Genomic DNA, 23,302 nt, shown 5'->3' with positions numbered 1-23,302 from the left:
GTCATAGCGACAACGCTGACACCGCTATGTCGATCGTGAGCCGCGCGATGGATCATGTTGATGACGATAGCAGGTCAACCAGGATTGGTAACGAGGAGACCATCTGCATGGGCACTAGTCTTCTACCGGTGGGACAGCTCTCTCCAGGCAATGACCTGGGCGGCTATATTCAAGCGGTTAACGGCATCTCCGTACTTACCGTCGAGGAGGAGCGCGAGCTTGCGTTCCGCCTTCACGACGACGGTGATCTCGAAGCGGCGCGGCGTCTGGTGATGTCGCACCTGCGCTTTGTAGTACACATCGCGCGCAGTTACTCGGGCTACGGGTTGGCCCAGGCCGACCTGATCCAGGAAGGCAACGTAGGCCTGATGAAGGCCGTCAAGCGTTTCGACCCCAATCAGGGTGTGCGCCTGGTCTCCTTTGCGGTTCACTGGATCAAGGCCGAGATTCATGAGTTCGTGCTGCGCAACTGGCGGATCGTCAAGATCGCTACGACCAAAGCGCAGCGCAAGCTGTTCTTCAACCTGCGTAGCGCCAAAAAGCGCCTGGCCTGGTTGAACAACGACGAAGTCGACGCCATTGCCAAGGATCTGGACGTCAAACCCGAGATCGTGCGCGATATGGAAGGTCGTCTTTCGGCGTTCGACGCGGGCTTCGACGCCTCGCCAAGCGACGACGAAGATAGCCCTTACCAGTCCCCGTCGCAGTTTCTCGACGACGCCACCCTCGACCCGGCCACCCAGCTCGAGGACAGCGACTTCGAAGAGGACTCCACGCGTCGTCTTCAGGGCGCGCTCAAGGAGCTCGACGAGCGCTCCAGGGACATTCTTCAGCGCCGTTGGCTGACCGATGACAAGTCGACGCTTCACGATTTGGCCGATGTCTACGGCGTGAGCGCCGAGCGTATCCGCCAGCTCGAAAAGAACGCCATGAAAAAGCTTCGTCTGAAGATGGGCGAGAGCGTGGCGGCTTAAGGCGGCGCTGAAAGCCCAAAAGCCCCTGAAAAGAAAAGCCCTTGAAATGAAAAGCCCCGGCTTATCGCCGGGGCTTTTTTATGCGCGCAAAACACGATCAAGCGGGCTGGGCGATCTCCCGCAAAAGCCCGCTTGCGATCAGCGCCCACTGGTCCTCCCAGTACTCGGTGGGGGCGCGCTTGAAATCGCTGCGCACGTACTGCGATATGCGCCCCTCGGCCTGGGTGATCAGCAGGTTCGCCGCCGCCGAGGCGGTAATCGTCGGGCGAAGTCCTTCGCGGATCTCGGCCTCGCGCAGAATCTGCTTGAGCTGAGTTTCCAGACGCTCGAACAGCTGATGAACACGCTGTCGCAGGCGGGCGGTTTCGCCGGTCAGGACGTCGCCGCCGAGCACCCGGGCAAGCCCGGGGTTTTTTTCGGCAAAGCCCAGCAGCAGCGAGAGAATCGTCGCGCAGCGGCGCTCGGCTTCGGGAATGTCCTCGAGAATGCGCGTAATGCGCGCGAACACGTTCTCTTCGATATAGTCGATCAAGCCTTCGAACATCCGCGCCTTGCTCGGAAAGTGGCGGTAGAGCGCCGCTTCGGACACGCCGACCTGGCGGGCCAGGGCAGCGGTGGTGATGCGCTTGCCGCTGTCCTCTTCGAGCATGATGGCCAGTGCCTGCAGGATCTGTTCGCGGCGGCGAGGTTTATTGTCATCGCTCATGGTGCTGATCCTTTGGGCTTAGCCTGCGTCACTGATCAAGGTGCCTACGCCTGCCTTGGTGAATATCTCGAGCAGGATGGCGTGAGGCACGCGGCCGTCGACGATCTGCGCACTGACGACCCCGCCTTTTACGGCGTCCAGCGCGCAGCGTATTTTCGGAAGCATCCCGCCGTGGATCGTGCCATCGGCGATCAGCTCGTCGACCTGGCTCGTCGTCAGCCCAGTCAGTACCTTGCCTTCGCTGTTCATTAGCCCCGCCACGTTGGTCAAAAGCATCAGCTTTTCGGCGCTGAGCGCCTCGGCGAGCTTGCCCGCCACCAAATCGGCGTTGATGTTATAGCTGTGGCCCGCATCGTCCACGCCGATCGGCGCGATCACGGGAATAAAATCGCGCTGGGCGAGCATTTCGATCAGGTCGGTGGAGATCGACTCGACCTCGCCGACGTGGCCGATATCGATGATCTCCGGGGCGGTCATTTCCGGGCTTTTATGCTCGACCTTGAGCTGGCGGGCGCGAATCTGGGCGCCGTCCTTGCCAGTCAGCCCGATCGCCTTGCCGCCGCTTTGGTTGATCAAGTTGACGATGCTTTTATTGACCAGCCCCCCCAGCACCATTTCGACGACGTCCATGGTCTCAGCGTCGGTGACGCGCATGCCGTTGACGAAGCGCGACTCGATATTGAGTTTTTCCAAAAGACTTCCGATCTGCGGGCCGCCGCCATGAACCACCACCGGGTTGATGCCGACCTCTTTCATCAGCACGATGTCGCGGGCGAAGGAGTTGATCAGCGTGTCTTCGGTCATGGCGTTGCCGCCATACTTCACGACGACCGTTTTGCCGGAAAATTGCTGAATATAGGGAAGCGCTTCGGACAGCACCTCCACGACGACCCGGGGGTCGTGGGTGTTCGCATTCATTGCTTTATCCCTTGCGTTGATTTTTTAGCGGCGCTTGGGCCTTTATGGCGCGCTTTTAAAGCGCGCTCTGTGTGACGCGATAGGCTAACGGATGGGGCCGGTATCGAGCGCGGGGGCGGCGCGGGCAAGCGCACGGGCAAAGCGCGCTTGTATATCGGCCAGGGCCGCTTCGCTCTCCCCTTCGAAGCGAAGCACCAGCGCCGGCGTGGTGTTCGACGCCCGGCAAAGCCCAAAGCCTTCCGGATAGTCCACGCGTATGCCGTCGATCGTGGTCTTGATACCTTCGCCGAAGTCGCCATCTCTGGCAAGCACTTCCACCAGGCCAAACTTTTCTTCATCCGCCACTGGCAGGTTGATCTCCGGCGTGCTGAATTCCTGGGGAAAACGCTCAAACAGCGCGTCCGCATCAAGGGGGCCGGCCGCCAGAATCTCCAAAAGGCGGGCGGCGGCGTAGAGGCCGTCGTCGAAGCCGTACCAGCGCTCCTTGAAGAAAATGTGCCCGCTCATTTCGCCCCCCAGCTGCGCCCCGGTTTCGATCATGCGCGCCTTGATCAGCGAGTGCCCGGTGCGCCACATCTCCGGCTCGCCGCCGGCGTCCAGAATGACGCGGGGAAGGGTGCGGCTGCACTTGATGTCGAACACCACCCCGGCGCCCGGGTGGCGGGTGAGCATGTCGGTGGCGAACAGCGCCAGAAGATGATCCGGGTAGATCATGCGCCCGCGCGGCGTCACCACGCCCAGCCGGTCGCCGTCACCGTCGAAGGCAAGTCCTATATCCGCACCGCGCCGCTCGACCTCCTCGATCAACGAGACGAGGTTCTCCGGCTTGCCCGGGTCCGGATGGTGGTGGGGAAAGTGGCCATCGATCTCGTCGAAAAGCGGCGTGGTCTGAACGCCGAGCCGGCGGATCAGCTCGGGGCCGAGCTCGCCGGCCACGCCGTTGCCGCAGTCAACCACGGCGTGTAGCGGGCGCGTCACGCTCACATCGCCAAGAATGCGCTCGAGATACGCCGCGCGTACGTCGACTTCACGGTAGCGGCCTTCGCCCTCATCGAGCGCGCCATCGACGATGCGCTGGTAGAGCGCGGTGATGGTATCGCTGGAGAGCGTCTCGCCGCCCAGTACGATCTTGAAGCCGTTGTACGTCGGCGGGTTGTGGCTGCCGGTGACCATCACCCCGGAGCGGCCCACTCCCAGCGTATGAGTGGCAAAATAGAGCACCGGTGTCGGTACCATGCCGATATCGACGACGTCGACGCCGGCGCTCAAAAGTCCCGTGATGAGCGCCTTTTGTAGTCGCGGCCCGGAAAGGCGCCCGTCCCGGGCGACAATGACCGTACGCTCGCCTCGGGCGGCGGCCGCGCTGCCAATCGCCTGGCCGATTAGCGCGGTGGTCGCCTCGGTCAGGGTGTCATCGACGACGCCGCGTATATCGTAGGCGCGAAATATCGAAGCGGGTACCGTCATGGTCGAACTCCTTACTGGCTGCCGGTGCTGCCAAAGCCGCCGCTGCCGCGCACGCTGTCCTCGAAACTATCGACGACCTCGAGCGTGGCCTGTACCACCGGCACCAAAACATACTGGGCCAGCCGGTCGAACGGCTCGAGCGTGAAGCTCGCCTGGCCGCGGTTCCATACCGAGATCATCAGCTCCCCCTGGTAGTCCGAATCGATCAAGCCCACCAGGTTGCCCAGCACGATGCCGTGCTTATGGCCAAGCCCGGAGCGGGGCAAAATCATGCCGGCAAGGCTTGGGTCTTCGATATGGATCGCAAGCCCGGTCGGGATCAGCTCGCAATCCCCCGGGGCGAGAGTGAGCGGGGCGTCGAGCAGGGCGCGCAGGTCCATACCCGCCGCACCTTCGGAGCCGTAGGTGGGCAGGTAGTCCAGCATGCGCTCGTCGAGCACCTTGCACTTCAAAGGGGGGCGGCTCATGGGGCGGCTCCAGCGGTTGAATCGGTCAGTGAAAGCGCTTTTTCGATAATCAAACGAGCCAGCGCCGTTTTGGGTTGGGGCGGGGCGCTGAGCTGGTCAGTGCCCTCGGGGGCGCGCCAGACGAGTAGCGCGGCATTGTCGTCGCTACCAAAGCCCAGGCCTTGTTGCGCGACGTCGTTGGCCACCACCAGGTCGAGGTTCTTGCGCGCAAGCTTGTCCCGGGCGTAGTGAGCCACGTCCCGGGTTTCGGCGGCAAAGCCCACCACGAAAGGGCGCGCATCCCCCGGCAGCGCCGCGACCTCGGCGATGATATCCGGATTTTTCACCAGGGTGATCGTGAGCGTGTCGCTGTCGTCGGTTTTCTTCAACTTGTGCTCGGCGGCGTGCTCGGCGCGGTAGTCCGCCACCGCCGCGCAGCCGATGAACAGCGCCGCCTGGGAGGCGAGTTCGAGCGCCTGCTGGTGCATTTCGAGGGCGCTTTCGACGTCGATACGGGTAACGCCGGCCGGGGTGGGCAGGTTCACCGGCCCACTGATCAGCGTCACCCGAAAGCCCGCCTCGAAAGCGGCGGCGGCCAGCGCATAGCCCATCTTTCCCGAGCTATGGTTGGAGAGATAGCGCACCGGGTCGAGCGCCTCGCGAGTGGGGCCGGCGGTAATCACCACGTGGGGGCGGTGCGCTTGCGAAAACGCCGGCGGGGCGCTTAGTCGCTTGGCGAGCGCCTCGACGATTTCGTCGGGCTCGCTCATGCGCCCGGGGCCCACGTCGCCGCAGGCCTGCTCGCCGGCGGCGGGCCCAATCACCTGCCACTGATCCGCCTCGAGCATCCGGGCGTTGCGCTGGCTGGCCGGGTGGCGCCACATCGCCTGGTTCATCGCCGGGGCAATCAGCCTTGGCGCCTCGCAGGCAAGGCTCAGCGTGGTCAGCAGGTCGTCGGCCAGGCCGTGCACCAGGCGGGCGATCAAATCCGCCGTGGCCGGCGCGATCAAGAGCGCATCTGCCCAGCGGGCCAGTTCGATATGACCCATGCCGGCCTCGGCGTCCGGGTCCAAAAGCGAGGTTCTCACCGCCTCGCCGCTAAGCGCCTGTAGGGTCAACGGGGTGATGAACGCCTGGGCCCCGTCGGTCAGCACCACGCGCACCTCGCCGCCGGCCTGCTTGATGAGCCGAATGATCTGGGCACTTTTATAGGCGGCAATGCCGGCGCTGACGCCCAGCAGGATGCGCTTGCCTGCCAGTGACGAACCCGCCAAGGGCTGTATCGAAGCCATAACACTCCCCGGATAAACGCCTGAATAAGTCAAAAGTCGGGCGCTTCAAGGCCCGCTCCAAAGGGGCTCACCATACCATTTGGCGGCGCGTTTTGGCATGCTCGACCCCAAGGGTGAAAGCCAAGTATAGTGAGCTTTATCGAGTGGCGATTAAAAAACACACGGCCGCCACGGGGAGGGGACGATGGGGATCAATCATTGGCCGGAGGGCGAGCGTCCGCGAGAAAAGCTTTTAACGCTGGGCGCCCAGGCACTTTCCGATGCCGAGCTACTGGCGATTTTTTTGCGGGTAGGGGTCAAGGGGCGCTCCGCGGTGGATCTGGCGCGGGACCTGCTCACTCGCTTTGGGGGCTTGCGCCCTTTGCTGGAGTCCGACCAGGGCACCTTTTGTCAGGCCCACGGGTTAGGGGCGGCCAAGTTTGCCCAGCTACAGGCTACGCTTGAGCTCTCCAGGCGCCATTTGGCGTCTCAGCTTGCCAGGGGCAATGCCTTGACCTCGCCGTCGCTTGTGCGCCACTACCTGCGTTCCCAGCTAAGGCATCTCGGCCACGAGGAGTTCGCGGTACTTTTTTTGGATACCCAGCACCGAATCATTCGCTATGAAGCGCTGTTTCGCGGTACCCTAGACAGCGCATCGGTGTACCCCCGCGATGTTGCCAAACGCGCCCTGGAGCTCAATGCGGGCGCGGTGATTCTGGCCCACAACCACCCTTCCGGGGTGGCCGAGCCCAGCGACGCTGACCGACGCATCACCGAGCGCTTGACGCAAGCGCTGGGGCTTTTCGATGTTCGCGTGCTGGATCACTTCGTGGTGGGGGACGGCGATGTCATCTCTTTTGCCGAGCGCGGCTGGCTTTAAAAGGCCTGGCGTCTTCCCGTTTAAAGGGCCTTTTTGACCCTTTTGGCACGCTTTTGCTTGCTGTTGGCCGGGTGCTCTGGTATAAAGTGCCACCTTTAAACTTGGGTTGAATAACGGATTCGGGTAAAGCCAAGCCTTCACGGGCGTCGACTTCCTCCCTGCTCCGGTTTGCCCGACAGTTTTGAACACTCAGGCTTATGTCCTGGCCAAGCGGTTGGAGGCTCTCATGTCCAAAGTATGTCAGGTTACCGGCAAGCGTCCGGTAACTGGTAATAACGTATCACACTCCCAGCGTAAGACGCGTCGTCGTTTCTTGCCGAACCTTCACACGCACCGTTTTTGGGTCGAATCCGAAAACCGTTTCGTGAAGCTGTGCGTCTCTTCCAAGGGCATGCGCATCATCGACAAGAAAGGTATCGAAACGGTACTGGCCGACATCCGTAAAAACGGCAGCACTATCTAAGCCGCTTTTGCACCGACTTTTTTGGGAGAATGAACCATGCGCGACAAGATTCGTTTGGTGTCCAGTGCCGGTACAGGCCACTTCTACACCACCGACAAGAACAAGCGGAACACGCCGGACAAGTTCGAATTCAAGAAATTCGACCCGGTCATCCGCAAGCACGTTATCTACAAGGAAGCGAAGATCAAGTAATTTCGATTACGCTGATCGGCTTTCACCGCAGGCGTATGCCTGTTGAAAACCCGGCCCTCAAAGCCGGGTTTTTGCGTGCATGGCGCTATTAAAGCGGCCGTGCGCCCCAAGGTATTGGGGCATTTTTAGACGAAAGGTTTTGCCACCACAGGTTGTTGCCATGCCCGAGCTGCCCGAGGTCGAAACCACCCGTTTGGGGATAGCGCCCTATATCGAGGGCCAGGAGATTACCGAGGTGCTGGTGCGCAACCGCCGCCTTCGCGTACCGGTGCCCGAGGATTTCGAAACGCGCTTGATCGGCGCGCGGGTAGGCAGCGTTGCACGCCGGGCCAAATATTTGCGCATCCCGCTTGCAGGCGCGGCCGGTGATGCAACGCTTTTGTGGCACCTTGGGATGTCCGGGAGCCTGCGTGTGGCCCGGGTCGGCGATCTGCCCAAAAAGCACGACCACGTGGACCTGGTGACCAATGAGGGCTTCGTACTTCGCTATCACGACCCGCGCCGCTTTGGCTTCGTCGACTGGCAGCACGGCGACGGAACCCATGACCCGCGCCTGGCGCATCTGGGCCCGGAGCCGCTCGGTGACGCCTTCAACGGTGAGTGGCTCTACACGCTTTCAAGACACAAGCGCGTGGCGGTCAAGCCGTTTTTGATGGATAACCGCGTGGTGGTCGGGGCGGGTAATATCTACGCGGCCGAGGCGCTGTTCATCGCGGGGATCGATCCGCGTCGCGCCGCCGGGCGTATCTCGCGCAAGCGTTATGAGGACTTGGCGTTAGCGGTCAAGGAGGTGCTGGCCGCCGCCATCACCCAAGGTGGCACCACGCTTCGCGATTTTGTCAGCGGCCAGGGCGAGCCTGGCTACTTTGCCCAGCGGCTCAACGTTTACGGGCGCCAGGAGCTGCCCTGCCGGCGCTGTGGACAGCCACTCAAACGTATCATCCTGGGACAGCGCGCCAGCGTTTTCTGCCCGGGGTGTCAGCGCTAAACTTAACCCTACGCTTTGCCGATGCTTTTGGAGACACCTGTGACCCAACGCCTGCGCTTGAATAAAAATGCCGACCGCCGCTTGAAGGCGGGGCATCTATGGATCTACTCCAACGAGGTGGATACCAAAGAGACGCCGCTCAAGGAGTTCGCCGCTGGCGAAGCCGCGCTGATCGAGGCCTCCAACGGCAAGGCCATTGGCGTGGCCTACGTGAACCCGCACTCGCTGATCTGCGCGCGCATCATGTCCCGCGACCCGGAAATGCGCCTGGACCGGTCCCTGTTCGTCCACCGCTTCAACCAGGCGCTGGCGCTGCGTCAGCGCATGTTCGATAAGCCCTTTTATCGCTTGATTCACGGCGAAGGCGACCTTTTACCCGGGCTTGTGATCGACCGTTTTGGCGACGTGCTGGTCGTCCAGCTCAACACCGCCGGTATGCAGGCGCTTTCCGAGGAGATCGTCGACGCCCTCGAGAAAGTCATCAAGCCCGAAGTGATCGTGTTCCGTAACGACACCGGCGGCCGCCGCCAGGAAGGTCTCGAGGCCCAGGTCGAAGTGGTCAAGGGCACGCTTCCCGACGAGGTACTGATCGAGGAGAACGGCGCGCGCTTCGTGGTGCCGGTGCTAAACGGCCAAAAAACCGGCTGGTTTTATGACCACCGCGTCAACCGGGCTTGGCTCAACGGTCAGGTGGCGGGCAAGCGCGTGCTGGACGTATTCAGCTACGTGGGCGGCTGGGGCGTGCAGGCGGCGGCCAGCGGTGCAAGCGAGGTTTTGTGCGTGGATAGCTCCAGCGCGGCCCTCGAGCAGGTGGCGCGCAACGCCGAACTCAACGGCGTACACGAGCAGGTGGCCATTGGTGAAGGCGACGCGTTCGAGGCGCTCGCCGCCCTCAAGGCCGAGGGCGAGCAGTTCGACGTGGTGATTCTCGACCCGCCGGCGTTCATCAAAAAGCGCAAGGACATTCCCAACGGCGAGCGCGCCTATGCCCGCCTGAACCGCGAAGCGATGCGCCTTTTGGGCCGCGACGGGCTTTTGCTCTCGGCCTCGTGCTCGATGCACCTGGCCCAGGACCGGCTGGTCGACGTGGTACGGGGCGCGGTGCGCCATCAGGACCGTCACGGCCAGGTGATCTACCAGGGTCACCAGGGGCCGGATCACCCGGTGCACCCGGCCATTCCCGAGACCTCGTACCTCAAGGCGCTGGGTGCGCGCGTTTACCGCGACTAAGCGATAGGCCACCATGGTGCCAGGTTGGCCGAGTAAGGAGCGATGATGGAGTGGGTACTGCCAAAGCCGTTCGTGCTGGATATCACCGTTGACGCGCGCGCCATCGATGCCTACCAGCACGTCAACAACAGCGAGTATCTGCGCTGGGTCGAGCAAATCAGCTGGGCCCACTCCGAGGCGCTGGGCCTCGACCTGGCGCGCTACCGGGCGCTCGATAGGGCCATGGTTGTACACCGCCACGAGCTCGACTACCTCGCCCCGGCGTTTGAGGATGATGCGCTACAGCTGGCCACCTGGATCGTCGAGTGCGACGGGCGTTTCAGCCTGACCCGGCGGTTTCAGCTCAAGCGCAAGGCGGATGGCAAAACCCTGCTCAACGCCCGCACCCGCTTTGTGTGCGCCGCCCTATCGAACGGGCGGCCCAAGCGCCTGCCCGACGAGTATCAGCGCATTTACGGGGCGGCCATCATCGAAGAGTAGCGTGGAAGAGTAGCTTGGGAGAGGAACTTGGGAAAGTCGCGTGGATTTTGCTGTGAAAGCATCGTTTACGCGGTAATTTTCTATTGGAAAACGCCTTTGACGGCGTTTTTCTTGTTTTGGGGCCAGATTCTGGCGGTACGGCCTGACTGTGCTGTAATGAAGGAAGATAACCTAATTCCTTCACGAGGCCTGCCATGCATATCGCCGTTCCCAAAGAGATCAAAAACCACGAGTACCGCGTTGCTCTGACCCCCACCGGTGCCCGCGAGCTTGCCGGGCGCGGCCATACGGTCAGCGTGCAGCAGGCCGCCGGCGAAGGTGCCGGGTTTGCGGACGGTGATTTCGAGGCGGCGGGGGCGCGCATCGAAACCGACGTCGAGGCGCTTTGGCAAAACGCCGAGCTGATTCTGAAGGTGAAGGAGCCTCAGCCCGAGGAGGTCGCGCGCTTGAAGCCCGGCCAGACGCTTTTCACCTACCTGCATCTGGCCGCCGAGAAGACGCTGACCCAAGGGTTGATCGAAAGCGGCGCGACCTGCATTGCGTATGAAACCATCGTCGATGGTAAAGGGGGGCTGCCGTTATTGGCCCCCATGAGCACCGTAGCCGGGCGCATGGCGGTTCAAGCGGGCGCCCATAGCCTCGAGAAAGCCCAGGGCGGCGCCGGGGTGCTGCTACCCGGCGTGCCCGGCGTCGCGCCGGGTAAGGTAACGGTGATCGGCGGCGGCGTGGTGGGCGAAAACGCCGCGCGCATGGCGCTGGGCCTGGGCGCGGACGTCACCATTTTGGACCGCTCCATTCCCCGGTTGGAGACCCTGGACGACCGCTACCAGGGGCGCATCAAAACGGTCTACTCCACCGCGGATGCGCTGGATGAAGCCGCCAGGACCTCGGACATGATCATCGGCGCGGTGCTGATCCCGGGGGCGGCGGCGCCCAAGCTGATCACCCGTAAGATGCTTGCGAGCATGAAGCCGGGGAGCGTACTGGTGGATGTCGCCATCGATCAGGGCGGCTGTTTCGAGACCAGCAAGCCCACCACCCACGCCGAGCCGACCTATATCGTCGATGGTATCGTTCACTACTGCGTGGCGAACATGCCCGGGGCGGTAGCGCGCACCTCCACGCTTGGCCTGACCAACGCCACGCTGCCCTTCGTACTGGCGCTGGCGGACAAGGGCTGGCAGCAGGCGCTCAGAGACGACGACCACTTCGCGGCAGGGCTCAACGTGCACGCCGGCAAGCTTACCTACAAGGCGGTCGCCGAGGCCTTCGGCCTCGAGTACGTCGCGAGCGGCTCACTGCTCGGCGCCTAGCCCGGGGCGTTTCATGGCCAGGCGTTTGGCTTGCAAGACGTTTTAAGGGCAAGGCTTAGGGTCTGTCTGAAAAATCGACGAGCGAAGACAAGACAAGGCAAAAATTGGCGAAAAAACGGAGTTTACATGTGTAAATGAGTATTTTGAGCCAATTTTTAACGCCGTATTGTCGAGCGCAGGCACTTTTCAGACAGAGCCTAGTAGTGCGGGGGCACATCGTCTTCAGGGCGGTGTGCCCCTTCGTTCGATGAGTCGTTAAAAGCCTGGTGCTGCTCGCGCAGCCGGTCGCGCATTAGCGTGCTTAGCTGCTCGAGCTTTTCCAGGCGGCGCTCCTGCTGGGCGACGGCTTGGTCGAGGGTGTCCAGCCAATGCTCCTGGTAGGCGAGCTTGCTTTCCAGCGTCTCCAGCCGTTGGCTGAGCTCGGCAGGCGATAATTCATTTAGCATGATAAGATCAATACCTTGTAGTGTATGCTCGACACGGTTGACCCGCCCGGCGTTAAAAAATCGATGTGGCGCTTGCGTTTATCGCGTTACGGGCGGGTTGCTATAATCGTTTCGTGTATTTTCCTTTGTTTGTTACTCCTACAACAAGAGAGCTTTTACTATCTATGAATCCAAAAGTTGTTGTGCGTTGTTTATTGATCAGTGTATTACTCGCAGCTCCTACGCCGCTGCTGTTGGCAGGTCTTGTTCATTTAACCGATGCGCCGCTGGCTGAACAGTGGCTTTCAGAGCTTGCCATTATCGGCACGACCGGCGTGTACGTTGCGGTAGCGCTGGGTAGCTTTATCGTTTTGCTGGTCGGCACCCTGGCGGCGGCAGCATTTGCACCGCCGGTCGTGGTCAATGCCGATGCCGTTCGCGCTGAACCGGCCCGGCCCAAAGCCGCGCCGCGTCACGAGCCGGCCGACGAGGAGCCGGAGGATGTGATCGACCCCAACGACGGGCGTGAAGAGGGCGAGGTCAAGTGGTTCAATACCAATAAAGGCTACGGCTTCATTACCCGCGATAACGGCGAGGACGTGTTCGTTCACTTTCGCGCCATTCGCGGGCGCGGGCCGCGCATGCTGGCCGAAGGTCAGATCGTGCGCTACAACGTGATTCAAAACGACCGCGGGCTACAGGCCGACGATGTAAGCATCATCGAATCCTGAACGCCCTTTAAAGTAGCCTCGCTTCAAACCACAGGCCCCGCTATTGCGGGGCCTGTGGCGTTTTGGGCTAGCGCCCGGAGTCTGGCCAAGCGATGCGCGCTTGCTGGCCGTCGGGCAGTACCTGCCAGAAGGCATCCGGGTCGTCGCCGGGACTCCAGCTGCCCAGCGAGCAGCGCACTTCGGTTTCAAGCGCACCCGCGGCGGCCTGGGCGCAGGCCTGGTCGTTCTCCCAGGGCGTATGGGCGCTGTCGAGCCAAAGGCTTGCGAAGCCATCGGCGGTGTTGTCCATCACCAGTACAGGAATCACCTCCCCTTGGTGCGCGCCGCGGGTTCGCCACTGGTGCTTACCCGCCGGGGCCAGCGGCGTGGCATCGATGACGTGGCCAAGCCAGGCGTTTAGCCGCTCCAGGTCGAGCTTGGCGATGTATACCTCGATATCGGGAAAGCGCTCACTCATCGGTTTTCCTCGCGGCGTTGGTGGGCGTGAACAGCGCACCCAGCGTCGCTTCATAGATGCGACTGAGGGCCTCCAGGTCACTTGCGCGCACGCGCTCGTTCGCCTTGTGAATCGTGTCGTTGAGCGGGCCGAGCTCGACCACCTGGGCGCCCAGGGTGGCAATGAAGCGCCCGTCCGAGGTGCCGCCACTGGTGGAGAGCGTCGGGCGCTCGCCGGTTACCTCGCTAACCCCCTGCATTACCGCGTCCACCAGCGCCCCTTCGGCGGTCAAAAACGGCTCGCCGTTGAGCGTCCATTCGATATGAGCGTCCAGCCCGAAGCGTTCGAGTATCGCCTCGGTGCGCGCCTTCAGCGTCTCGCTGGTCACCTCGGTGGAGTAGCGGAAGTTGAACACCACCTCGATCTCGCCGGGAATCACGTTGGTGGCCCCAGTGCCGGCGCGAAAGTTCGATATCTGAAAGCTGGTCGCGGGGAAGAAATCGTTGCCCGCATCCCAGTGCTCGGCCACCAAGGCGTCGAGCGCTGGCAGCGCCTGGTGGATCGGGTTTTGTGCCAGGTGCGGGTAGGCGACGTGGCCCTGCACGCCCTTGACGTGCAGCACGCCGCCAAGTGATCCGCGCCGGCCGTTCTTGATTACATCGCCGAGCCTTTCGGTGGAGGAGGGCTCGCCAACGATACAGTAGTCCAGACGCTCGTTGCGCTCGCGAAGGTGCTCGACCACCGCACGAGTGCCGTCGATGGCCGGGCCTTCTTCGTCGGCGGTGATCAGAAACGCGATACGCCCATCATGGTCCGGGCAGCGCGCCAAAAAGCGCTCGACGGCCGTGACCATCGCCGCCAGGCTTCCCTTCATGTCCGATGCACCGCGCCCGCAAAGCATCCCGTGATCGTCGATGCAGGGCGAGAAGGGCGCGAACTCCCAGCTGGTGTGCGGGCCGCTGGGTACCACGTCGGTGTGGCCGGCAAACGCCAGCACCGGGCCGTGATGGCCGCGCACCGCCCAGAAGTTTTCGACATCGCCAAAGGGCAGGCGCTCGATATGAAAATCGAGCGCCTCGAGGCGCTCGATGAGCACGGCCTGGCAGCCCTCGTCGTCCGGGGTGACCGAGGCCCGGCCCAATAGATCGAAGGCGAGCACGAGCGTGGGCGACAGCCCCTCCGGCTCAGTTATGGGCATGCAGCGCCTCGTTCAACGCAACCGCGCTTTTGTTGGTCAAGCACTCGACGCGCCCGGTTTGCGAATTACGCCGCAATAGCAGGTCGTTTAGACCAGCCAGTTCGCGCCCGGCGACGACGCCGGCGTCGTTTTTCTGGTCATCGAGCAGCGTGACCTTGGTGCCGGCGGTGATGTAGAGCCCCGCCTCTACGGTGCAGCGATCCCCCAGCGGAATGCCGATACCTGCGTTGGCGCCGATCAGGCAGCCTTCGCCCACCTTGATGACGATATTGCCGCCGCCGGAGAGCGTGCCCATGGTCGAGCAGCCGCCGCCGAGATCCGAGCCTTTACCTACGAACACGCCCGCGGCGATACGCCCTTCGATCATGCCCGGGCCTTCGGTGCCGGCGTTGAAGTTGACGAACCCTTCGTGCATGACCGTGGTGCCTTCACCCAGATACGCGCCCAGGCGCACCCGGGCGGTGTCGCCGATGCGCACGCCGCTGGGCACTACGTAGTCGGTCATTTTCGGGAACTTGTCGACGCAGTCCACGGACAGCGGCTGGCCGGCCAGGCGCGCTTTCAGGCGCCGCGCGGGCAGCTCTTCGATATCGATCGCGCCTTCGCTCGACCAGGCGATGTTGCGCAGAAGGCCGAACATCCCGGTCAGATCGAGCCCGTGAGGCTTGACCAGGCGGTGCGAGAGCAGGTGCAGCTTGAGATACACCTCCGGGGCGCTTTGCGGCGGCTGGTCGGTGTCGATGAACATGGCAACCAGCGGGCGCTTGCTGTCGGCAAGGGACTCGGCAATCGCCGCCTGTTCCGTGTCGCCTGCGTCCTTCAAGGCACTGGCAAGGCGCTGGCAATCCTCGGGTAAAAAGCTGATCGCTTGCGTGCCCGGGGCGGCGTCCAGCGCTTTTTGGGCGGCGGCCACCAGGCTTTCGGCGGGGTTGAAAAGCGGGGCCGGGTAGTAGATTTCCAGCCAGTCGCCTTTAGTGTTTTGCGTGCCGATTCCAAGCGCGAAGCTCAGCATAAAGCGTCTTCCTTTCAAGTGTGTCGATATCTAACGGTGTGCGTACCAGTAAGGTGTTACTGGGTGAACCCGTTACTGGCTAATAGTGTCGTAATCGCCCTCTTTGTAGCCTACCAGGATCTGGTGGCTATCGAGTTCGAGAAGCGGACGCTTTAAAAGCGTCGGGTGCTTGAGAATGAGCTCGCGCCCGGAGGTCGCGTCGATATCCTCTTTTTCCTCTTCTGGCAGTTCGCGCCAGGTTTTGCTCTGCTTGTTGATCGCCTTCAATAGCGGGACCTGCTCGAGGATATGCTCCAAAAGGGGCGCTGAGAGGCCGTCTTTGCGCAGGTCGTGGATCTTGAAGAGTAGGCCTTTTTCGTCCAACGCCTTGCGCGCTTTACGGCAAGTGTCGCAATTGTCGATTACATAAAGCGTTAGCATAAAGTCGTCTCCTTGAGCGTCGTGGCGGTTGTCGTTGGGGATTGCTCAATGCAGCGCTAGCCGCGCTCGATCATCCGGCGCAGGCGGTGCGCCGCCTCGAGCGTGGGCGCTAACTCGGCGACCAGCGCCAGGCGCAGCCGGCCCGCGCCCGGGTTGTGGCCGTTTGTATCGGCGCGGCCCATCAAGCTGCCCGGCAGCACGCTTACGTGCTCTTCGCGAAACAGGCGCTGCATGAAAGCGATATCGTCACCGCCGGGCACGGCGGGCCAAAGGTAAAAGCTTGCCTCGGGCGTGGGAAAATCCATCACCGGGGCCAGCACCTCGGTTACGGCGCTGAATTTTTCTCGATACGCATCGCGGTTGGCGCGCACGTGCGCCTCGTCCTGCCAGGCCGCGATCGAGGCGTGTTGAAGCGGCAGCGACATGGCCGAGCCGTGGTAGGTGCGGTAGCGCTTGAACGGGGCCAGAAGTTCGGCGTCGCCGGCCGCGAACCCGGAGCGAAGCCCCGGCAGGTTCGAGCGTTTGGAGAGCGAGTGAAACACCACGCAGCGGCGATAATCAAAACGGCCAAGCTCGGCGCAGGCTTGTAGTAGCCCCGGGGGCGGCGTGTCTTCGTCGAGATAGAGCTCGGAGTAGCACTCGTCTGATGCGATGATGAAATCGTGCTCGTCGGCAAGTGCAATTAGCTGTTTGAACTCGGCAAGCGGGGTGACTGCGCCGGTGGGGTTGCCCGGCGAGCAAATAAATACGATCTGAACGTCTTGCCAAGTGGCGGCGTCCACTTGGGAGAAATCCGGGCGAAAGCCGTTTTCCGCGGTGCAGGCCAGGTAGTGTGGCTCGCCGCCAGCGAGCAGCGTGGCGCCTTCGTAAATCTGATAAAACGGATTGGGCACCGCCACTTTGGCCGCCCGGCTGCGATCGAGGGCGGCTTGCACGAAGGCGAAGATCGCCTCGCGGGTACCGTTGACCGGAACGATCTCGCGATCCGCGTCCAGGCCCGTAAGGTGGAAGCGCCGGGTCGCCCAGTTCGCGATACTTTCACGAAGCGCAAGCAGGCCGTTGGTCGCCGGGTAGCGGGCCATTTCGTGCTGATGCGCCGTTAGCGCCTCCAGCGCCCCCTTGAACGGGGCATGCTGGGGCTCGCCGATGGTGAGCGCAATGGGATCGAGCTCGGCCGGGGGTGTCAGCCCCTTTTTCAGCGTGGCCAGCTTCTCGAACGGATAAGGATGCAGCGCGTTAAGATCAGGATTCATGGCGGGTCCGTGGCGGGCCTGGGCGGCGGCTGAAAATTGTCAGCTACCGATTATAGGCAACCCCCAGGGCTTGCTCAAACATACCGGGAAATAAGCATCCGCCAAATGGGTCACGCCCAAGTGGCCTCATCGCGTCTCAAAGATGGGTGATGGTGTAGCCGCGCACCCAGGGGCGGCCGCTGTCGTCGTTGTGGGGGGGCAGGTACAGGTTGCCGATTTTGACCTGGGGCACGATGGGGTCGTTGGCCTGGAGGCAGACGTGAAGCAGGTAGCGCGGGCTTCGCGACGGGGCCGGGTGGGCCTCGTACGCCCAGTGGCCATACATCGTTCCTGGCAGGGGTTGCCAGGGCGCGCTTTCCGGCACGTCACAGCCGCCACGCCAAGCACCGGGAAGCCAGCTATGGGCGATCGACTGCTCCACCTGCTCGCCCAGCCGCGCCAACACGGTGGCGTGGGGGGCGTCGGTGTCGACGCGCATTGCCGCGCGGGCCGCTTCCGCCGCCCAGTGCTGAAACGACAAGCGCGCGACGGCCGGCAGGGCAAACGCGAAAGCGCCGTACACCAGGGTGAAAAACAGCAGGAAGATGGCCGCGAACTCGATCGCCACGGCGCCGCGCTGTTGGGCGTTAGTAGGCAATCGAGGGCACCCCGCAGCTGGTGGAGTGAAGGTGGACCTCGGTCTGGCCGAGTGTCACGCCCAGCGCCTCAGGCAACTGCGTACTCACCAGCGTTCCCACACCGGTCAGGCTGGGTTTCACCGAGCGCAGCAGCGGTCCCAGCACATGACACACGCTGCCCGAGCAGACCCCGGTAGTGTTGGCGGCGTCAGCCACGATCAGCGCGTCTCGTACGTTGATCATCTCCAGCGGTGGATTGTTTTTGGCCCTGAACATCTGGATCAAATTATGCTTGAGGCAGGCGTTCCAGTTCACAAGAGACGTGCTGACACTGACACGCCCACAAGCACGGTAGTTGCTGTTACCCAGGGGTGCGAGGATTCCGCCAAGCAAGCCGGGGTTGTAATTGGCGTAGGCTTTAAAGGCCGGGTCAAAGCGCTGACACACGCCCAATGGGCAGAGGAGCGGGCTCAAGGCAGGCACAATAGGGGCGTCGGGAATAAGAAAGTTATCGGTCAGTGGCGGTACACGGAGCTGGCCGCTGATGTTGGATACCGGGCTGCCTTCCAATACCAGCGAAACCAGGTTGTCGACGTTGTAAAAGCCATTGCTGGTTTTCGTTGCCTCGAGGTAGTGGGTAGCCAACTGATCGAGCAGCACGCTCTGGGATTTGTCACCTACCACAAATGCTTCTCTCGGCTGGTTCTGCGGGGCGCGGAACAGCCCGGCCAGAAGATCCAGAAGGTTTCCGACCAGGTTATTGACCTGGCCGCTTAACGCCAGCGCGTTGGGCTGCGCGATGCGTTTCTCGCCGGCGCTCATATCCGTCAGCGCTTGGCGGTGTGCCAGGCCCGCCAGCGTCGCGCGCCCGGTGAGGGTGGGCCGGCCAAATAACCGCCAGATGTCGGTGTTTTCGAGCTGGCTGGCACATGGTCCACGGCCGGGCGAATTTCCTACGCAGGCGCTCAGAATCGAGGTGTTCAATGTAATATCGGCGGTGGGCGTATCGAACTGACACTGTAGCCGGGTGAGCTCGGCCTGGGCCGAGCCAAGATCGAGGGTGATCGGAAAGTTGACCCGTACGCCCAGCAGCCCGGAAAAAGCCCCGAGCGGTGCCAGACCCGCGGTATCGAGTTTGACCTCGAGCCTGAGCTGGCCGCCTGGCACCTGGCTGCCCGCCGGCCCAATGGCGATCACCGGCGCCGAGACCATTCGGGCCGCTACCTCGAGGCCGAAAAGCCCGTGGCTTTCAAGCGCTATCGTCTGCTCGCGGGTGCCGGTCAGCAGCGCCACGGCCAAGAGCTCGGCCAGGTTCACGCGGCTTTCGAGTACCGCGCGGGTGCTGTTCACGGCGTCGCGCTTTAGCTCGATCAGCCCGGTGGCGTCGCTTCCCAGTAGTTTCAGCTTGACCTGGCCAAGCCGCGGGTGGGCGGCGATCGCGCGGCCAAACGCGCGAAGCGAGGCGCGCAAGCTCTCATCGTCGACGTTCCGGGCCATTGCGTCGATCAACTGGGCAAGCGTCAACGAGGCAAGCCTTTGATCGGTGAGCGCGATCAGCTCCGAGGACGTCATACGCGACAACTCCACGATGCTCGTCTCGATGCCGAGCGCTTTGAAAAGCCCCAGCGGGCTTACGTCGGTGCTGGCAACGCCGCTTGCGCTGAGAGTGGCCAGATGCGTGGTGTCGACGCCGGCCGCGCGCAAAAAGCGCCCCACCGGTCGTTCTCTTTCCAGGCGTAGAAGTTGGCTGCCGACCGTAAAGGCGGCCACCGCATCGCTTCGCTGGGCGGTCGCGCGGGCGGTGAGCGCGACGTTCTCACCAAGGCCACGACTGACCAGGGCGCCGCCCCGTAGCACGAGACTCGCTGGGGTCGAGCGACTCACCGTGACCTCGACGGCGGCGTGGGGGATCGGCGATACCTGGCGCATCCCGTCCTGGCTTGCAAGCGTCACGCAGCGCACTGACAGTGCTCTTTGGGCATCCGCGACGAAGCCATGAACGGCGGCGGACTCCAAGGCGAGCGTGTGGGCAAGGGCGGGGGCGCCGGCACAGTAACCCCGCGGCAAACGGGCGGAGGCCTCGAGAGCCGCCATATCCGCCACTTTCTGCAGCTGGCGCTTTTCGAGAAAAAGCCGCCCGGTATCGACCAACAGCGCCATGACCAACAGGAGTGTCATCAGCACGAAGGCCGTCAGACCACTGATGAAACCGCGCTGGTACAAGGGGCCTCGAGGGCCCGAAAAAGCCGGGGGCATGTTCACCTGCCTGTTATCAAAACGAAGGAAAACGCTTATCCGGTTGGCGTGTTATCACCCCAAAATGCACTGTTAATTCGACGACGCGGCCACCTCGAGGGTTCGCAAATAGGCGCGCCCCACTATCTGGTCGGGCAGCGGGGGGAATTGAGCGCCCATCAAGCGGATGGGGGGGAGTATGGTGTCCGGCGAAGGGTGATGCAGGCAAACATGCCAAGCGCCCTCCAGAGGGTCGACCGTCAAATAGCGGTCCTGGCTTGCGCAGGGCGCAACCCAGGACGCCGGCATCCATGCGGCGTCGATGATCGAGGCGATATGTGCCGCCGCCTCGTCTTGGGTGGCTTGATGATGGTTTTTCCAAACCAGGCCTTCTCTTAACGCATCCGAGGCCAACTGCTGATAAGTGGCACTTAGCAACAGCGGCATGGAGAGGCCGATAGCGCCGTAAAAAAGCCCCAACAGTAGAATGAAACTCAGCGCAAATTCAATACTGATAGCACCAACCTGGCGCGCTTTTAAAGTGGCCACAGCGGTTCCAATCGTTAGGTTATTAACTTATGTTATCTATTATAAGTTAGAGTGCTGTCAGTTATCTATATTAGCCTTTTTTTATTAAAGCTCTTTTATGCTTTTCATTAGCCACCAGTGCCGGTTTCAGGAGTTGTTTCAGGTGCTTTAAGACCTAGGCCATCGGTGATTTGCTGGAAAAAGTCGGCGATACCGCCGCCTAGAAGAGTAAGTACGGTAATCAAGCCCGCCGCGATCAAACCCGCAATCAATGCATACTCTATGGCGGAGGCGCCTTTTTTATCGTTGTGAAGAGTGGTCAGGTAGGTGTAGAGAGAAACGAACACTTTCATTAGTAATCTCCGATTCAATGGGTAGCGGTATCGATCCGCTAAAGGGTTGTTAATTTCTTAAATGGTTGTTTAGTAAGTGGTATGGCTATTTATCGTCATTCTGACCGGTTTCATTAGTAATTTTTTTATTTTTAAATGTTACTTTTTGTTAAGTCTTTATTTGTTTAATGATTGCCTTAAAGACAACGATGAGAAGGTTGTTCTCGAGACTCTAATGCTCTTGTCATCATTGTCGTATACCACCTTGCTTATCAATTGAACGCTATCGTTGAATCTCTTTAATTGTGGATTAAGCCAATATTTTATAGGTTTTTCGACTTAAAGTGATTTTAACTTTGTGGTTACGCTATCCGATCTTGGTCGATAAGTTAAAGGCCCGAACAACGTTGGGGACTAGAAGTAGTGAGTAGCCGTTTTCTAATGTGTATCGCGGTCGTGCTGGTGTTGGCGGCCATCGCCGTGGGCTATGCGGGTATTCGAATCGCTCAGCAGCCCGCTGCTCCGTCACCGGTCGTGGCCGTTGAGCCAGGCATTGATGCATTAGGCGAGCCGATGCGTAGTGACATGGCCGAGCCCCTGCCCGGCGTGGATGTCGTCGTACTCGCTCAAGACCTGAGTGCTTATCATCCAATCGTCCGCGAGGATCTCCAGGTAGAGCGGCTGAGCCTGATGCCGCCGGGCGGATTCAGCGACCCCGATCTTTTGGTAGGGCGCGCCGTGGGGCGCGATGCGGCCCAGGGGACGGTATTGAAAGAGAGCTACTTTGCCAGCGGCGGTACGGTGGCGCGCATGATTCGATCAGACGAGCGGGCGATCGCCGTACCTTTTAACCCGGTCATGGGCGCTGGTGGACACATCTCGCCAGGCGACTACGTGGATGTGCTGCTGTTTCTTCCCCAAACCGAGCAAAACGCCGATCGTACGATGCAGGTGGCCGTGCCGGCCCTGCGGGTATTGACGGTGGGTAGCGTGCTGGGGCTGACCGCGGAAGGCGAAACGGTCCAGCCGCTGCCGGTTCAAAACGATAGCTCCTTGGGTAGCGCTAACCCGTCATCCGGGACGCTGGTGCTCGCCGTGCCCGAGACGCTGCTCACCCGCTTTGCCTTGGCCGCGGATGTCGGCGAGCTAAGAATTGCCGTGCGCGCCTCTGAGGAGGGGCGCCTGGCCGATTTTCATCGCGGGGGCGGCGCCTCGATCCAGGACCTCAACCAGCAGCTTTTTCAGTTCGAGCAGCTGGCCCTGCGCCCGGCTGCCCCGCCCCCGGCCGCGCCCGTGAATGACGCCGCGCCGCCCCCGTACCAGCAGGCCCCGGCCCCGCGCTCGCCAGAGACCAGCGAATCGTCGGTCGCCGTGATTCGAGGGGCGGTGAGAAGCCTGGAAGCGCCTTAGACCGCTGCCGCGTTGTTAACGACGTGCCGTTATCAACGCCATGCCAGCCATCCTGGGCTTATAACGATCTACTCATCACGACCTACTCATACCGACAAACCAATAACGAGATGCCCGGGCGTTAAAGGCCAGGGTAAGGGAGACCAATGAAGAACCTGATACGCGTGTTAGCCGGCGTGCTGTTGGGCGTGGGTAGCTACTCCTCCGGGGCGCTTGCGCAGTCCAGCTGTAGCGAGTTGAGCCAGCTGCCGGCCACGCTCGAATTGGCCCCGGGCCTACACCGGGAGGTGGCGTTGCCGGTCGCCATCGAGCGCCTGGCGGTCGGCAATCCTGAGGTGGCCAACGTGCAACTGACCTCCGGCAACGCTTTTTTGATCACACCCCTGGCGGGCGGGGTCACCAACGCCTCGATTTGGACCCCCTGCGCCGATGCACCGGTCGAGATCGCCCTGAGCGTTTCGGGCGCCGCGAGTCAGGCGCTTGGCGAGCGCACCTTGCAACGTGCGCCGGTGCCCTCCCAGGTGCAGACCGACATTCGCTTCGTCGAGGTCAACCGGACCCGGCTTCGCGAAGTCGGGGTGTCGCTGTTCGGGGCTTCTAATAACAATCTGTTCGCTTCGCCAGGCGTAGGCCCCGGGTCCGTCGGCGTGGGCACCATCGGCGCGCTGACCCCCGGCGCCAACGTGCCGCTTTCCAGCAGCGGTTTCAACCTGGTGGTCGGGGGTGGGAGTCAGCGCGTCATGGCCGCGCTTAGCGCCCTGGAGACCAGCGGCTTCGCCTATACCCTGGCGCGGCCGAGTTTGGTCGCGCTGAGCGGGCAAAGCGCCAGTTTTCTGGCCGGCGGCGAGTTCCCTATCCCCGTGCCCAGTGCAGGAAGCGACAGCGTCTCCATCGAGTACAAGGAGTTCGGGGTGCGGCTCACGTTGACGCCGACGGTCATCGACGAGCAGCGGATCACGCTCAAGGTTGCCCCGGAAGTCAGCGAGCTTGATTTCGCCAACGGCGTCACTATTGCGGGAACGACGGTGCCCGCGCTGACGGTTCGCCGTTCGGACACCAGCGTATCGCTTGCCAGCGGCGAAAGCTTCATCATCAGCGGCCTGATCAGCACCAATCGCAGTGCTCAGGTGAGGCAGCTCCCGGGGCTCGGGAGCGTGCCGGTCCTTGGCGCTTTTTTCCGCAATAGCCAAACCCGCAGCGAAGAGCGCGAACTGTTGATGATCGTCACGCCGCACCTGGTACAGCCCATTGCGGCGGATGCGACGCTGCCCGCCCTGCCCGGCGAAGAGGTGCGCGATTACGCGCCCAGCGTGCACGAGCTGCTGCTCGAGGACGGCTCGTTCAACCGCAGCGTCGGACTGTCACAATAGGGGCGAT

26 protein-coding genes are annotated in these 23,302 nt (G+C 62.1%); 11 read left to right on the top strand and 15 right to left on the bottom strand.

Annotated elements, in window-relative coordinates; genetic code table 11:
- Positions 1-107 precede the first annotated feature (107 nt).
- Entirely contained in the window at positions 108-974 is an 867-nt protein-coding gene (gene rpoH / locus ACWFVE_RS14630) for an RNA polymerase sigma factor RpoH (RefSeq protein WP_447529998.1), read from the top strand.
- Positions 975-1,071: 97 nt separating this feature from the next.
- Here the strand turns inward: rpoH and slmA are convergent, their stop codons facing one another.
- The 5 genes from slmA to coaBC form a co-directional block, all read right to left on the bottom strand.
- Positions 1,072-1,680 (bottom strand): nucleoid occlusion factor SlmA, encoded by a 609-nt coding sequence (slmA, locus tag ACWFVE_RS14625; RefSeq protein ID WP_447529997.1) that lies wholly within the window; start codon positions 1,678-1,680, stop codon positions 1,072-1,074.
- 18 nt (positions 1,681-1,698) lie between these two features.
- A complete protein-coding gene (gene argB / locus ACWFVE_RS14620) occupies positions 1,699-2,598 on the bottom strand; it encodes an acetylglutamate kinase (RefSeq protein ID WP_447529996.1) in 900 nt (299 codons plus the stop codon).
- Between the two features lie 84 nt (positions 2,599-2,682).
- Positions 2,683-4,065, bottom strand: a complete 1,383-nt coding sequence (locus ACWFVE_RS14615; RefSeq protein WP_447529995.1) for a phosphomannomutase/phosphoglucomutase — start codon at positions 4,063-4,065, stop codon at positions 2,683-2,685.
- A gap of 11 nt (positions 4,066-4,076) precedes the next feature.
- The gene (dut, locus tag ACWFVE_RS14610) at positions 4,077-4,532 is read right to left on the bottom strand and encodes a dUTP diphosphatase (RefSeq protein ID WP_447529994.1); all 456 of its coding nucleotides are present in this window, start codon (positions 4,530-4,532) and stop codon (positions 4,077-4,079) included.
- The gene (coaBC, locus tag ACWFVE_RS14605; RefSeq protein WP_447529993.1) at positions 4,529-5,803 is read right to left on the bottom strand and encodes a bifunctional phosphopantothenoylcysteine decarboxylase/phosphopantothenate--cysteine ligase CoaBC; all 1,275 of its coding nucleotides are present in this window, start codon (positions 5,801-5,803) and stop codon (positions 4,529-4,531) included. Before coaBC ends, dut begins: the two co-directional genes overlap by 4 nt.
- 184 nt (positions 5,804-5,987) lie before the next feature.
- On the opposite strand from coaBC, the gene radC reads away from it, so the two are divergent.
- From radC to ald, 7 genes are all read left to right on the top strand, one after another.
- On the top strand, positions 5,988-6,662 hold the full coding sequence (radC, locus tag ACWFVE_RS14600; protein WP_447529992.1) for a RadC family protein: 675 nt from the start codon (positions 5,988-5,990) through the stop codon (positions 6,660-6,662).
- 226 nt (positions 6,663-6,888) lie between these two features.
- The gene (gene rpmB / locus ACWFVE_RS14595) at positions 6,889-7,125 is read left to right on the top strand and encodes a 50S ribosomal protein L28 (RefSeq protein WP_447529991.1); all 237 of its coding nucleotides are present in this window, start codon (positions 6,889-6,891) and stop codon (positions 7,123-7,125) included.
- Between the two features lie 36 nt (positions 7,126-7,161).
- On the top strand, positions 7,162-7,317 hold the full coding sequence (gene rpmG, locus ACWFVE_RS14590) for a 50S ribosomal protein L33 (protein WP_394582617.1): 156 nt from the start codon (positions 7,162-7,164) through the stop codon (positions 7,315-7,317).
- 160 nt (positions 7,318-7,477) lie between these two features.
- A complete protein-coding gene (mutM, locus tag ACWFVE_RS14585) occupies positions 7,478-8,305 on the top strand; it encodes a bifunctional DNA-formamidopyrimidine glycosylase/DNA-(apurinic or apyrimidinic site) lyase (protein WP_447529990.1) in 828 nt (275 codons plus the stop codon).
- A gap of 39 nt (positions 8,306-8,344) precedes the next feature.
- Positions 8,345-9,535 carry a class I SAM-dependent rRNA methyltransferase gene (locus tag ACWFVE_RS14580; protein WP_447529989.1) on the top strand — a complete coding sequence of 397 codons (1,191 nt, stop codon included), beginning with the start codon at positions 8,345-8,347 and terminating at the stop codon, positions 9,533-9,535.
- A 45-nt stretch (positions 9,536-9,580) separates the two neighbouring features.
- The gene (locus ACWFVE_RS14575) at positions 9,581-10,015 is read left to right on the top strand and encodes an acyl-CoA thioesterase (RefSeq protein WP_447529988.1); all 435 of its coding nucleotides are present in this window, start codon (positions 9,581-9,583) and stop codon (positions 10,013-10,015) included.
- Positions 10,016-10,209: 194 nt separating this feature from the next.
- The gene (gene ald / locus ACWFVE_RS14570) at positions 10,210-11,328 is read left to right on the top strand and encodes an alanine dehydrogenase (RefSeq protein WP_447529987.1); all 1,119 of its coding nucleotides are present in this window, start codon (positions 10,210-10,212) and stop codon (positions 11,326-11,328) included.
- A 197-nt stretch (positions 11,329-11,525) separates the two neighbouring features.
- On the opposite strand, the gene ACWFVE_RS14565 is transcribed toward ald, so the two are convergent.
- A complete protein-coding gene (locus ACWFVE_RS14565; RefSeq protein WP_447529986.1) occupies positions 11,526-11,774 on the bottom strand; it encodes a SlyX family protein in 249 nt (82 codons plus the stop codon).
- A gap of 164 nt (positions 11,775-11,938) precedes the next feature.
- On the opposite strand from ACWFVE_RS14565, the gene ACWFVE_RS14560 reads away from it, so the two are divergent.
- Positions 11,939-12,484: a cold-shock protein gene (locus ACWFVE_RS14560; RefSeq protein ID WP_447529985.1), complete on the top strand. Its 546-nt coding sequence runs from the start codon at positions 11,939-11,941 to the stop codon at positions 12,482-12,484.
- A 67-nt stretch (positions 12,485-12,551) separates the two neighbouring features.
- Here the strand turns inward: ACWFVE_RS14560 and ACWFVE_RS14555 are convergent, their stop codons facing one another.
- From ACWFVE_RS14555 to ACWFVE_RS14515, 9 genes are all read right to left on the bottom strand, one after another.
- Complete coding sequence (locus ACWFVE_RS14555) at positions 12,552-12,941, bottom strand: hypothetical protein (RefSeq protein ID WP_447529984.1); 390 nt, start codon at positions 12,939-12,941, stop codon at positions 12,552-12,554.
- Positions 12,934-14,118 (bottom strand): succinyl-diaminopimelate desuccinylase, encoded by a 1,185-nt coding sequence (gene dapE / locus ACWFVE_RS14550; protein WP_447529983.1) that lies wholly within the window; start codon positions 14,116-14,118, stop codon positions 12,934-12,936. Before dapE ends, ACWFVE_RS14555 begins: the two co-directional genes overlap by 8 nt.
- A complete protein-coding gene (gene dapD / locus ACWFVE_RS14545; RefSeq protein ID WP_447529982.1) occupies positions 14,105-15,130 on the bottom strand; it encodes a 2,3,4,5-tetrahydropyridine-2,6-dicarboxylate N-succinyltransferase in 1,026 nt (341 codons plus the stop codon). Before dapD ends, dapE begins: the two co-directional genes overlap by 14 nt.
- Positions 15,131-15,202: 72 nt before the next feature.
- Positions 15,203-15,550, bottom strand: coding sequence for a Spx/MgsR family RNA polymerase-binding regulatory protein (locus tag ACWFVE_RS14540; RefSeq protein ID WP_447529981.1), 348 nt, complete (start codon positions 15,548-15,550; stop codon positions 15,203-15,205).
- 56 nt (positions 15,551-15,606) lie between these two features.
- Entirely contained in the window at positions 15,607-16,803 is a 1,197-nt protein-coding gene (gene dapC, locus ACWFVE_RS14535; protein ID WP_447529980.1) for a succinyldiaminopimelate transaminase, read from the bottom strand.
- Between the two features lie 136 nt (positions 16,804-16,939).
- Positions 16,940-17,440 carry a TadE/TadG family type IV pilus assembly protein gene (locus tag ACWFVE_RS14530; RefSeq protein ID WP_447529979.1) on the bottom strand — a complete coding sequence of 167 codons (501 nt, stop codon included), beginning with the start codon at positions 17,438-17,440 and terminating at the stop codon, positions 16,940-16,942.
- Positions 17,430-19,676 (bottom strand): pilus assembly protein TadG-related protein, encoded by a 2,247-nt coding sequence (locus ACWFVE_RS14525; protein ID WP_447529978.1) that lies wholly within the window; start codon positions 19,674-19,676, stop codon positions 17,430-17,432. The genes ACWFVE_RS14530 and ACWFVE_RS14525 overlap by 11 nt, the downstream gene beginning before the upstream one ends.
- Positions 19,677-19,748: 72 nt before the next feature.
- Positions 19,749-20,204: a TadE/TadG family type IV pilus assembly protein gene (locus ACWFVE_RS14520; RefSeq protein ID WP_447529977.1), complete on the bottom strand. Its 456-nt coding sequence runs from the start codon at positions 20,202-20,204 to the stop codon at positions 19,749-19,751.
- A 107-nt stretch (positions 20,205-20,311) separates the two neighbouring features.
- Positions 20,312-20,536, bottom strand: coding sequence for a Flp family type IVb pilin (locus ACWFVE_RS14515; RefSeq protein WP_447529976.1), 225 nt, complete (start codon positions 20,534-20,536; stop codon positions 20,312-20,314).
- A gap of 402 nt (positions 20,537-20,938) precedes the next feature.
- On the opposite strand from ACWFVE_RS14515, the gene cpaB reads away from it, so the two are divergent.
- Both cpaB and ACWFVE_RS14505 read left to right on the top strand, forming a co-directional pair.
- Positions 20,939-21,925, top strand: a complete 987-nt coding sequence (cpaB, locus tag ACWFVE_RS14510) for a Flp pilus assembly protein CpaB (RefSeq protein WP_447529975.1) — start codon at positions 20,939-20,941, stop codon at positions 21,923-21,925.
- A 146-nt stretch (positions 21,926-22,071) separates the two neighbouring features.
- Positions 22,072-23,295 carry a type II and III secretion system protein family protein gene (locus tag ACWFVE_RS14505; protein ID WP_447529974.1) on the top strand — a complete coding sequence of 408 codons (1,224 nt, stop codon included), beginning with the start codon at positions 22,072-22,074 and terminating at the stop codon, positions 23,293-23,295.
- The last annotated feature ends 7 nt before the right edge of the window (positions 23,296-23,302 follow it).

It is taken from the genome of Vreelandella mediterranea, from assembly GCF_970647075.1.
The sequence above is the reverse complement of the archived record's forward strand: the minus strand, read 5'-3'. Positions and strand labels throughout refer to the sequence as shown.

Coding starts and splice junctions, on each gene's coding strand:
- ACWFVE_RS14565 (WP_447529986.1), bottom strand. CDS start 11,774: ATGCTAAATGAATTATCGCCTGCCGAGCTCAGCCAACGGCTGGAGACG.
- ACWFVE_RS14615 (WP_447529995.1), bottom strand. CDS start 4,065: ATGACGGTACCCGCTTCGATATTTCGCGCCTACGATATACGCGGCGTC.
- coaBC (WP_447529993.1), bottom strand. CDS start 5,803: ATGGCTTCGATACAGCCCTTGGCGGGTTCGTCACTGGCAGGCAAGCGC.
- rpmB (WP_447529991.1), top strand. CDS start 6,889: ATGTCCAAAGTATGTCAGGTTACCGGCAAGCGTCCGGTAACTGGTAAT.
- ACWFVE_RS14555 (WP_447529984.1), bottom strand. CDS start 12,941: ATGAGTGAGCGCTTTCCCGATATCGAGGTATACATCGCCAAGCTCGAC.
- rpoH (WP_447529998.1), top strand. CDS start 108: ATGGGCACTAGTCTTCTACCGGTGGGACAGCTCTCTCCAGGCAATGAC.
- ACWFVE_RS14525 (WP_447529978.1), bottom strand. CDS start 19,676: ATGCCCCCGGCTTTTTCGGGCCCTCGAGGCCCCTTGTACCAGCGCGGT.
- rpmG (WP_394582617.1), top strand. CDS start 7,162: ATGCGCGACAAGATTCGTTTGGTGTCCAGTGCCGGTACAGGCCACTTC.
- ACWFVE_RS14575 (WP_447529988.1), top strand. CDS start 9,581: ATGGAGTGGGTACTGCCAAAGCCGTTCGTGCTGGATATCACCGTTGAC.
- ACWFVE_RS14540 (WP_447529981.1), bottom strand. CDS start 15,550: ATGCTAACGCTTTATGTAATCGACAATTGCGACACTTGCCGTAAAGCG.
- dapC (WP_447529980.1), bottom strand. CDS start 16,803: ATGAATCCTGATCTTAACGCGCTGCATCCTTATCCGTTCGAGAAGCTG.
- mutM (WP_447529990.1), top strand. CDS start 7,478: ATGCCCGAGCTGCCCGAGGTCGAAACCACCCGTTTGGGGATAGCGCCC.
- argB (WP_447529996.1), bottom strand. CDS start 2,598: ATGAATGCGAACACCCACGACCCCCGGGTCGTCGTGGAGGTGCTGTCC.
- ACWFVE_RS14505 (WP_447529974.1), top strand. CDS start 22,072: ATGAAGAACCTGATACGCGTGTTAGCCGGCGTGCTGTTGGGCGTGGGT.
- dut (WP_447529994.1), bottom strand. CDS start 4,532: ATGAGCCGCCCCCCTTTGAAGTGCAAGGTGCTCGACGAGCGCATGCTG.
- slmA (WP_447529997.1), bottom strand. CDS start 1,680: ATGAGCGATGACAATAAACCTCGCCGCCGCGAACAGATCCTGCAGGCA.
- ald (WP_447529987.1), top strand. CDS start 10,210: ATGCATATCGCCGTTCCCAAAGAGATCAAAAACCACGAGTACCGCGTT.
- dapD (WP_447529982.1), bottom strand. CDS start 15,130: ATGCTGAGCTTCGCGCTTGGAATCGGCACGCAAAACACTAAAGGCGAC.
- ACWFVE_RS14515 (WP_447529976.1), bottom strand. CDS start 20,536: ATGAAAGTGTTCGTTTCTCTCTACACCTACCTGACCACTCTTCACAAC.
- dapE (WP_447529983.1), bottom strand. CDS start 14,118: ATGCCCATAACTGAGCCGGAGGGGCTGTCGCCCACGCTCGTGCTCGCC.
- radC (WP_447529992.1), top strand. CDS start 5,988: ATGGGGATCAATCATTGGCCGGAGGGCGAGCGTCCGCGAGAAAAGCTT.
- ACWFVE_RS14560 (WP_447529985.1), top strand. CDS start 11,939: ATGAATCCAAAAGTTGTTGTGCGTTGTTTATTGATCAGTGTATTACTC.